Raw genomic sequence first — 2,208 nt, 5'->3', positions numbered from 1 at the left:
TTTAGACGACTCCTAAACGCATGACGACGAGAACCACAAGCCCTATCAAGATAATCAGCTTGCTGCTTTGTGGGTCTGAGTTCAATCTTGTGTGCTAACAACATCTTTCAGAGTCTCAAGCATCTTTTTGTGCTTCTTGCTTCGACTGCCGTACAGTCTGGCACTAAACACGGTTATTATTTCCAGTACATCATTGGCAAGTTCTTCCGGTTGGCCGGCCCCTTCAAAAGAAGGCTGATCGCCTTTGTGTACGATGATTATTTCCATGCCTTGTAACTCACAGAGAGAAAAAACCAGTTCAGCGCCGAACCTTAGTAGCCTGTCTTTATGTGAAATTACCGCGCGCGGCTAGCGAGTCGTTTAATCTGGCGTTTCATTACCAATTCAAGTAGCTGGTCAAGCCCCTTTTTCCTGTAATTCATGCCAGAGCCGAGGTCACGTATAACCTGAGTTCGCCAACCTTTTGCAGAACAGTAAGCTTCCAGTAACTCTTGCTGTCTATCTAAGTCTGGTTTTTGGTCATGGCTGGACACTCTGCAATAGCAAAGTGTAGGTGCGGCTTCATTAGAAAACCCCATTAACTCAGATACATCGTAGTAACGAGTACCGCCTTTGGTTTTTCTGGCAGGAAGCAGCTCGCCTGTACTTTCCCATTTTCGTAGTGTTACCGGGTCTGTACCGAGTAGACGAGCAGCCTCACCTATCTTCACTAATCTCTTATCCATGCTTTAGTACAAGATAGTTTTAGATAATAATAGATTACTGTGAACTGTTTTTAACCCCTGGCGACAGGATGCCGGGGATCTGTTATCCATTCACTCCAGGAGCCGGGATACAGCGTAGCACCGGACAAACCCGCAAGCTCCATGGCAAAAATATTGTGGCAGGCGGTAACTCCGGAACCACAGTAGAAGACAGGCCGGGAATCTTCACCAATCAGTGCAGTAAATATCTCCCGCAAGTGATCCGCTGAAAGAAAGCGGCCATTTTTGTCCAGGTTTTCCACAAATGGATGGCATACCGCCCCGGGAATGTGTCCACCTTGAGAGTCTATGGTTTCTTCGTCTCCACGGAATCGTTTATAAGTCCTGGCATCAATCAGTTTATACCGGCGGCGTTCCCCTTCGGTTTCTATCTGCGCCATCACGTCCTGAGCTGAAATCGTTGGCATATGACCCATGGTAAAATCAGCCTGATTTCCTGCCACCGCAGCCACTTCGGTAGTCACAGGGTAATGTCCCGCCGGCCAGGCTTTGATGCCGCCATGCAGAATCATAGTCTGAGAAATTCCGGCCCAACGCAACAGCCACCAGGCCCTTGCAGCCATGGCATGACTGCCGTCATCATAGACGACCACCTGAGAATTCTTGTTAATCCCCCAGCGACGGAGAGTTGCCTGCCAGTCTGCCGAATCGGGGAGTGGATGCCTGCCGGTTTTACCGGGAATAACCAAGCCGGAGAGATCGGCTTCAAGATCAGCATAGACCGCTCCGGGGATGTGTTCCCGGTTATACATCACCCGCCCCTGTTTCGGGTCAGCAAGACTGAATCGAGCATCCAGAACCACCAGATGTTGATCTTGCAACAGGGTAGCCAGTATCTCCGGCTCTATTAATAATGACATCGACTTATCTCTGACTGGCTGCTATCAACGCAGTAACACAAAGAATCATACAGGCAATACAAGAAGACTTGGTTATCGTACGAAAGAAAAGAGTAGTACAAAGAAAAGTTGGGGAAATAAAAAACCACCAGCAGGGCTGGTGGGGTCACATCCGTGTGACAACTGCATCCTTGCAAGCTTTACGTTATCAATACATTCGTGATGGCAATAGCAGTGATTGCGCGAAAAAAACGTGAGACATATCTCACACTTTCATCATTTTGCAGTTGCAGACTTGTCCACTACCTTGCCGTCACGAAGCACTTTTTCCGAAAGCAGGTTGCTCAACTCTGCGTTATCAGGCGTTTCTAAAATGATTCGGGTTTCTTCAGCAGACTCGTCAAATTCCCTGCCTGAAGGGTAGAAACCCTCCTCCACTGGCATTTCTGCTGCGTTCTGATGTATTGCCGGCAGGTCTTCAGGCTCATCATTTCTGTTCAGAAAAAACCAACCTGTGGCACCAAGCACGAGAAGAACCACCACTACTGCAATTGTCTTGTTAATCATACCCATTCTCCCGCCAATAGGATTGAGAGGCCATCTTA

3 protein-coding genes and 1 pseudogene are annotated in these 2,208 nt (G+C 48.2%); all 4 read right to left on the bottom strand.

What is annotated here, in order from left to right; all coding sequences use genetic code 11:
* Positions 1–104 (bottom strand): helix-turn-helix domain-containing protein (locus KDK14_RS21670; protein WP_373691041.1); only part of this gene is annotated, 104 nt, incomplete at its 3' end.
* Positions 82–725 (bottom strand): annotated as a pseudogene (locus KDK14_RS06370) (IS607 family transposase). The gene KDK14_RS21670 and the pseudogene KDK14_RS06370, both read right to left, overlap by 23 nt.
* Positions 726–775: 50 nt before the next feature.
* Positions 776–1,624, bottom strand: a complete 849-nt coding sequence (locus KDK14_RS06365) for a sulfurtransferase (protein ID WP_257264179.1) — start codon at positions 1,622–1,624, stop codon at positions 776–778.
* A 255-nt stretch (positions 1,625–1,879) separates the two neighbouring features.
* A partial coding sequence (locus KDK14_RS06360; protein ID WP_257264178.1) for a hypothetical protein occupies positions 1,880–2,208 on the bottom strand: 329 nt, incomplete at its 5' end.

It is taken from the genome of Endozoicomonas sp. ONNA2, assembly GCF_024606365.1.
Taxonomy (GTDB): domain Bacteria; phylum Pseudomonadota; class Gammaproteobacteria; order Pseudomonadales; family Endozoicomonadaceae; genus Endozoicomonas.
Note: the sequence above shows the minus strand (reverse complement) of the source record. Positions and strands in the feature narration are given on the sequence as shown.